Here is a 6,719-nt window from a genome sequence, read left to right on the forward strand (position 1 = left end):
ATGTTCAATGCTTTTTTTGTGTTTGACTTATATTTTTATATTTTACACTCCATTTTTATAAAGATAAAAAGAATAGATCGCAGGAATTATTACTATTATCATAAATGTTAAAAAAATCAAATATTCATTTCCTATAAAGGGAGTCAATAAGAAAAATATTCCTCCAAGTATAAAAAAATATCCTGCAAGTCTATGAGTTTTGTTCCAATTTTCGTCACTATTTAAAGTCCAAGGAAGTTTTATTCCAACTGTATAATTTCTTTTTGTTTTTGGCAAATAATTTCCAATTAAAATTAAAAGAAAACCTACGAATATAGAAATTATTACCATAACATTGATCTTTTTCCCAAGCCCATAAAAAACGCTGATTACAAAAGTTATGAGCATAACCAAAGGAATTGTTGCCTTGCCGATTGTTATTACAAAATTATTTTTGTCTTTGTTTTTTGGATCGTTATCAAGCATAAAGCAAGAAAAAATATTTAAAAAAATCAAAAGCAAGGGCGTTGTTATTAGGGTTGTAAATTTACTTGAATAGCCATCAATTTTGTTATTGAATCCCCAATGAGTAGGCAAAGTTTCTGGCATTTTTTTGTAAAATAATAAATTTACAAGGGCAAACAACAAAATAGAAATAATAACTGAGATTACACTTTCTTTTTTAAATTTAATTTTATTTTTCATTTTCTACTCCTTTAAATTTCACAAACCAAGACATTATATCTTCAAAAATACTTGTGTTTAGCTCATAATAAATAAAATTTTTCTTTTTTGTTTCATAAATTAAATCTTCATTTTTTAATAATTTTAAATGGTGGGAGATGGTTGCCTTTGATAAGTCAAAATTTTCAGCAATTTCTCCTGCATTCATAGATCCTTTTTTTCTCAATAAATTTAAAATTTCAATTCTTACCGGATCAGATAAAGCTTTAAAAGTATCAGAAAACAATTTATCACTCCCTTTCAATCTATTTTGATAATTATCTAAATAGTTATTTTTATTATAGAATGTAAAATTAAAAAAGTCAAATCTATTTCGAAAAAAATCTAAATAGATTTGACTTATAATTATTTTAAAATTTTTTTAAAGCTAAGAATTTTTATTTTTTTAAAATTATTTCCAATGACAATTAAACTCATCACTGACTTTTTGAATATTTTAGTATTGTAAATATAATAATATAGAAATAAGGAGAATTATGGCTGAGATTTTTTATAGAACTTATCCAAAAAAATTGAATAAAGATAAATCAGATTTGGGTTTTGTGGATATTTATGATCTTGATAAAAGATTTATGCTTGCAAAAATTCTTGGGATTGATTGTTTGATAATAGAAGATATTTTCAAAAAGGATAAAAATAATTTTTTTGATTACTCGCAAGTTGATAAAAATTTGGGTCAAACTAGAGATTTTGTAGGAGAAATTTTATTGTGTCACGAGATGTCTTTGTCTATAATTTTGAGGATTGATATAAATAAAATAAATGAGCAAATGGAAGCGAAAAATATTTTGGCAATTTTAAATTTCTGGATTGATAAGGGGATTGATGGATTTTTATTTGATGATTGTAAAAATTCTAAAATAAATTTTAGGGAAGTCCTTTTATATTTGAAAAAAACTTACAAAAATCTGATTTTAATTGTAAATACAAAAAATGGGGAAGAATATAAAAATATTTGTAAAATTGTAGATTTATCTTATAAAAGTATGGAAAATGAAAATTTGAAAGAATTTATTTTAAATGAAAATAAAAATTCAAATATATTTTCTTTAAATAATGATTTTGATTTTTCTTGTCTTAATTTTTTGGATTTTAAACATTTTTACACAATATCAGCAAAACTTATAGCTATTATTACACTAATAAGGCAAAATGATATTTTTATTAAAGAAGGGGAAGAAACTTTATATTATTTAGATAAAATTGATTCTAGGATTAGAAAGGAAATATTTGATTTTTATAGGGAGATTTTTTTGGTAAGATATGATTATCTTGATATAATTAGAGGGGGATATTTTCCCATAAAATTAAAGGATAAAGATGTTCTTTCCTATATGTTTTACAATGGGAAAAAAGCTCTTGTGATTTTAAATAATCTTTGTCAAAAAGATATAATAGTAGATTTGCCAAAATTTATTGATATAAGAAAATCAACTTTTGTAATTGGAAATATTTCCAAAAGAACTATTGTAAAAAATATCAATTTGAGAGCTTATGAATCTTTTGTATTTGAAACTTACATAAAATAATTTATAAAAGGAGATAAGAATGGTTGAAAAAAATAATAAATTTGTACCAGAAGTACATTCAAAACTTAGAAAATCTTTTATAACAATGCCTGAAGAAATTTATAAGGCAAGTGGAATAAAAATTTATGAAAAAAGAATAAAATCTTTACTTTTTACAACAGATCTTGCAATAATTAGAAATTCTAATGCGGATTCTATTATGGCAGTTTATCCCTACACTCCACAAAATACAATTGCTCAATCAATAATTTCAACTGCATCAGTTCCATGTTTTATTGGTGTTGGTGGAGGTACAACTCAAGGAGCAAGATCAAAATATATTGCTTTTGATGCAGAGCTTGAAGGAGCTTATGGTGTTGTTGTAAATTCTCCGATTCCAAATGAAGATATTAAAGCAATCTCAGAATTTGTAGACATACCAGTGATTGCAACTGTAACTGGATTTAAGGATGATGTTTTGGGGAAAATAGAAGCGGGTGCAGAAATTTTAAATGTATCTGGTGGACCAAAAACTCCAGAGCTTGTCGCTGAAATTAGAAAAATAATTGGAGATAAATTTCCGATTATAGCAACTGGTGGTAGCAAATCTGAATCAATTAAAAAAACAATTGACGCAGGAGCAAATGCAATTTCTTACACAGCACCATCATCAGCAGAAGTTTTTGGAGAAATGATGGATAGATATAGGAAGTAGGATTTATATTTTTTAAAATTTTAATAAGGAGAAAAAATGTATAAGGGCTACATAACAGATATTGAAGGAATAAAAATTGGTCATGCTCAAAATTTTGATGCAGGAACTGGTCTTACGGTTTTAATTCCTCCAAAAGGAAACACAGCAAGTGTTGACGTAAGAGGAGGAGGACCTGGTACTCGCGAAACGGATCTTTTAAATCCTGTAAATACTGTAAGCGAAGTTTCAGCTCTTGTTTTATCTGGAGGTTCGTCTTATGGCCTTGCAGGTTCAATTGGAGTTGTTGAAGAATTAGAAAAAGATGGGATAGGATTTGAAGTTCCAAGTGGAATTGTTCCCATAGTTCCTCAAGCAATTTTATATGATTTGGATTATAAATCTTACAAAATTAGACCAGATAAAAAAATGGGAAGCGAAGCTTACAAAAATGCAAGTTTTACTGAAAATCGTCAAGGAATAATTGGAGCAGGGACTGGTGCTACAGTTGGAAAGGCTTTGGGCAAAGAATTTTTGATGAAATCAGGACTTGGCTCTGCCACAATAAGCGTTGGCGATTTAAAAGTTTCTGCTATTGTTGCAGTAAATGCCATGGGAGATATTTTTGATGATGAAAAAAATAAACAAATTGCAGGAATTTTAAAAAATAATAAATTCATTCCTACTCTTGAAGTTTTAGAAAAAATTTCTGAAAAAAATTCTTTGAACACAACAATTGGAATTGTTGCAACAAATGGAAAATTTTCTAAAACTGAGCTTAGAAAAATCGCATCTATGACTCACAATGGCTATGCCAGAGCGATTAGACCAGTTCACACAATGATGGATGGAGATACAATTTTTTCTCTTGCTACAAATAAAATAAATGCAGATATAAATCTTGTGGGAAGCCTTGGGGCAAAAGTTATGGCTCGTGCAATTGCAAATGCAATTTATTTTTCTAATGTAGAAAATTCTAGCGAATTTATTTAATAAAATTATTGACTTTTAAAACTAATTATAGTAACATAGATAAGAATTCTCTACTCCGACAAAAGATCGGGGTCAAAGACCAAAGGGAGGTGAATAAGATGAATAACTACGAAGCAGTATTGATTTACAAACCAGAAATTTCAGATGAAGAAAGAAATAAATCTTTAGAAATCTTCAAAGGCATTATAGCTGAAAGTGGAGAAGTAGAATCTGTAGATGACTGGGGAAAAAGAAAACTTGCATACGAAATCAACTACATCAAAGAAGGATATTATTATATCGTTGATTTCAAAGCTAGTGGTGACCACATCAAAGAATTTGAAAGAAGACTTAGAATATCTGATTTAATTCTTAGATACATGGTAATCAGAAAAGAGGACTAAATGAATAAAGTTTTTCTTATAGGAAGATTAACAAAAGATCCAGATTTAAGATATACCCAATCTGGACAAGCAGTTGTTAGTTTTTCTTTAGCAGTTGATAGAGGTTTAAGTAAACAAAAACGACAAGAAATGGAATCAATGAATCGTCCAACAGCTGATTTTCCACGAATTACAGTGTGGGGAGTTCAAGCTGAAAATGTATCAAGGTATCTAAAAAAAGGAAATCAATGTGCGATAGATGGTAGAATCCAAACAGGTTCTTACCAAGACAAAGATGGAAAGATGGTCTACACAACAGATGTTATTGCAGACAGAGTTGAATTTTTGGAATCAAGATCAGATGGTCAATATCAAAATAATCCAATGAACCAAGACAATGGTTTTGGAAATATGAACCAAGATAATTCTTACAATAATTCAAATAATTTCCAACAAAATAACAATCAAAACATGAATAATAATGATGACTTTTTTGACGATGACTTTACAGAAATTGAAGACGACGGAAGAATTCCTTTCTAGATTTTAGGAGGATAAAATGCGTAGAAATTTCAGACCAAGAAAAAAAGTCGATCCATTTGTCAAAGACCCTTCAAAAGTAATAGATTATAAGGATATTGAAACTCTAAAAAGATTTATTTCTGATAGAGGAAAGATCCTTCCAAGAAGAGTTACAGGACTAAATGCGAAACATCAAAGAGAAATTACAAGAGCAATCAAAAGAGCTAGACAAGTAGCTTTATTGCCATACGAAGATAATTAAAGATAAATAAAAATATAAACTTTCAATAAGCAAGCAAAAGACGCCTAAGGGGTGTCTTTTTTTTATATAAAAGTAAAATAAAATTATGGAAATAAATAAAAAAAGATATAGGGATGTGGATTCCTATTTTAAAAGAAAATTTAATAAAAAAATAATAAAAATTCCTCTTGATGGAGGATTTACTTGTCCAAATAGGGACGGAAAAATTTCAAAATTAGGTTGTATTTATTGTTCGGAAAATGGGGCTGGCGATTTTACAAGAAATGATGATTTGGATAAGCAAATAGATTTTCAAATAAAAAGATTAAAAAAACCAAATAGAAATGAAGGATATATGGCATATTTTCAAAATTTTACTTCAACCTATGGTGATATAGAAAAGATGAAAAAATTATTTTATGGAGCAATAGAAAATCCAAATATCATGGGCTTATCTATTGCAACTCGTGCGGATTGTCTTTCGGATGAAGTAATTGAATTACTTGATGATTTAAATAAAAAAACTTTTCTAATTGTTGAGCTTGGTCTTCAATCTGTAAATGAAAAATCGATAGAATTTATAAACAGAGGCTATTCTCACAAGGAATTTGATAAGGGACTTTTAAAATTAAAAGAAAAAAATATAAAATGCTTGGCTCATCTTATAATTGGACTTCCAAACGAAGATTTGAATGATTATCTTGGAGCTATTTCTTATATAAATGAAAGAGAATTTTGGGGGATTAAAATTCACAATCTTTATATAGAAAAAGGTTCTAGAATTTATGATTACTATTTGGAAAATCAAGATGAGTTTACAATGACATTGGATGAGTTTGTCGATTATGTTATACTTATTTTGGAGAATTTAAATCCAAATATAATTGTCCAAAGACTAACCGGAGATGGACGCCGTGATAAAATTATTTGGCCGATTTGGTCAAAAAATAAGGCAAAAGTTTTATCTACAATTGATAAAAAATTAAAGGATAGAAATAAAAATCAGGGGGATTTATGGAAAGAGAAATAGGAAATTTTTATATTGAAGGCTATAATTTTGACACAAAAACTTATGATAACAAGGATAATACACTTTTATTGGTAATTGATTTGCAAGAAAAATTGATGCCAGCAATTTATGAATCCGATAAAATAATTAAAAATTCAGCGACGCTTTTAAAAGTTTTTGAAATGTATGGAATCAAAAAAATTGCAACAGAACAATATCCAAAAGGGCTTGGTCAAAGTGTAGATGAAATAAAAGAAAATCTTGATGATAAGAATATTTTTTCAAAAACAAGCTTTGATGCAATCACAGATGAAGTTTCTTCTTATTTAAAAGAAAATAAAATCACAAATGTAATAATTACAGGAGCAGAAACTCATATTTGTGTTTATCAAACAGTAAGAAGATTGTTGTTTGAAGGATATAAGGTTTTTGTGGTTGAAGATGCTGTATCAAGTTTTAATAAAGAGCAAAAAGATTTGGGATTAAAAGCTATGTCTGATATGGGAGCAAGCCTTGTAAATACAGAAATGCTAATGTTTGACTTAGCAAGTGATGCAAAGGATGAGAATTTCAAAGAAATTTCTAAAATGGTAAAAAATTTAAGAAAATAATTTAGCCTTCTTACTGAAGGCACAGAACGTAGACAAACCCTCAAGCACGAATATCTGAC

General features: G+C 28.1%; 10 protein-coding genes. 8 read left to right on the plus strand and 2 right to left on the minus strand.

The genetic code is table 11. The features are described 5' to 3' along the window. Nucleotides 1–42 precede the first annotated feature (42 nt). Nucleotides 43–684 carry an SdpI family protein gene (locus HMPREF2782_RS04160; protein WP_070641085.1) on the minus strand — a complete coding sequence of 214 codons (642 nt, stop codon included), beginning with the start codon at nt 682–684 and terminating at the stop codon, nt 43–45. Continuing rightward, nucleotides 674–949: an autorepressor SdpR family transcription factor gene (locus HMPREF2782_RS04165; protein ID WP_070641088.1), complete on the minus strand. Its 276-nt coding sequence runs from the start codon at nt 947–949 to the stop codon at nt 674–676. Before HMPREF2782_RS04165 ends, HMPREF2782_RS04160 begins: the two co-directional genes overlap by 11 nt. A gap of 250 nt (nt 950–1,199) precedes the next feature. On the opposite strand from HMPREF2782_RS04165, the gene HMPREF2782_RS04170 reads away from it, so the two are divergent. From HMPREF2782_RS04170 to HMPREF2782_RS04205, 8 genes are all read left to right on the plus strand, one after another. Then, nucleotides 1,200–2,252, plus strand: coding sequence for an alpha-amylase family protein (locus HMPREF2782_RS04170; protein WP_070641089.1), 1,053 nt, complete (start codon nt 1,200–1,202; stop codon nt 2,250–2,252). Between the two features lie 19 nt (nt 2,253–2,271). After that, on the plus strand, nt 2,272–2,946 hold the full coding sequence (locus tag HMPREF2782_RS04175; protein WP_070641091.1) for a beta/alpha barrel domain-containing protein: 675 nt from the start codon (nt 2,272–2,274) through the stop codon (nt 2,944–2,946). Nucleotides 2,947–2,982: 36 nt separating this feature from the next. Beyond that, nucleotides 2,983–3,915, plus strand: a complete 933-nt coding sequence (locus HMPREF2782_RS04180; RefSeq protein ID WP_070641093.1) for a P1 family peptidase — start codon at nt 2,983–2,985, stop codon at nt 3,913–3,915. A gap of 98 nt (nt 3,916–4,013) precedes the next feature. Further along, nucleotides 4,014–4,298, plus strand: a complete 285-nt coding sequence (gene rpsF / locus HMPREF2782_RS04185; RefSeq protein WP_019118399.1) for a 30S ribosomal protein S6 — start codon at nt 4,014–4,016, stop codon at nt 4,296–4,298. Further along, nucleotides 4,299–4,820: a single-stranded DNA-binding protein gene (locus HMPREF2782_RS04190; RefSeq protein ID WP_070641095.1), complete on the plus strand. Its 522-nt coding sequence runs from the start codon at nt 4,299–4,301 to the stop codon at nt 4,818–4,820. Nucleotides 4,821–4,836: 16 nt separating this feature from the next. Continuing rightward, entirely contained in the window at nt 4,837–5,061 is a 225-nt protein-coding gene (gene rpsR / locus HMPREF2782_RS04195) for a 30S ribosomal protein S18 (RefSeq protein WP_019116506.1), read from the plus strand. 85 nt (nt 5,062–5,146) lie between these two features. Next, the gene (locus HMPREF2782_RS04200; RefSeq protein ID WP_070641098.1) at nt 5,147–6,070 is read left to right on the plus strand and encodes a tRNA modification radical SAM protein MnmL/YtqA; all 924 of its coding nucleotides are present in this window, start codon (nt 5,147–5,149) and stop codon (nt 6,068–6,070) included. After that, on the plus strand, nt 6,055–6,660 hold the full coding sequence (locus HMPREF2782_RS04205) for an isochorismatase family protein (RefSeq protein ID WP_070641100.1): 606 nt from the start codon (nt 6,055–6,057) through the stop codon (nt 6,658–6,660). Before HMPREF2782_RS04200 ends, HMPREF2782_RS04205 begins: the two co-directional genes overlap by 16 nt. Nucleotides 6,661–6,719: the final 59 nt, after the last annotated feature.

Origin of the sequence: Anaerococcus sp. HMSC068A02 (assembly GCF_001811125.1) — a bacterium.
GTDB classification, from domain to species: Bacteria; Bacillota; Clostridia; order Tissierellales; family Peptoniphilaceae; genus Anaerococcus; species Anaerococcus vaginalis_C.

Coding starts and splice junctions, on each gene's coding strand:
- HMPREF2782_RS04175 (WP_070641091.1), top strand. CDS start 2,272: ATGGTTGAAAAAAATAATAAATTTGTACCAGAAGTACATTCAAAACTT.
- HMPREF2782_RS04170 (WP_070641089.1), top strand. CDS start 1,200: ATGGCTGAGATTTTTTATAGAACTTATCCAAAAAAATTGAATAAAGAT.
- rpsF (WP_019118399.1), top strand. CDS start 4,014: ATGAATAACTACGAAGCAGTATTGATTTACAAACCAGAAATTTCAGAT.
- HMPREF2782_RS04200 (WP_070641098.1), top strand. CDS start 5,147: ATGGAAATAAATAAAAAAAGATATAGGGATGTGGATTCCTATTTTAAA.
- HMPREF2782_RS04205 (WP_070641100.1), top strand. CDS start 6,055: ATGGAAAGAGAAATAGGAAATTTTTATATTGAAGGCTATAATTTTGAC.
- HMPREF2782_RS04180 (WP_070641093.1), top strand. CDS start 2,983: ATGTATAAGGGCTACATAACAGATATTGAAGGAATAAAAATTGGTCAT.
- rpsR (WP_019116506.1), top strand. CDS start 4,837: ATGCGTAGAAATTTCAGACCAAGAAAAAAAGTCGATCCATTTGTCAAA.
- HMPREF2782_RS04160 (WP_070641085.1), bottom strand. CDS start 684: ATGAAAAATAAAATTAAATTTAAAAAAGAAAGTGTAATCTCAGTTATT.
- HMPREF2782_RS04190 (WP_070641095.1), top strand. CDS start 4,299: ATGAATAAAGTTTTTCTTATAGGAAGATTAACAAAAGATCCAGATTTA.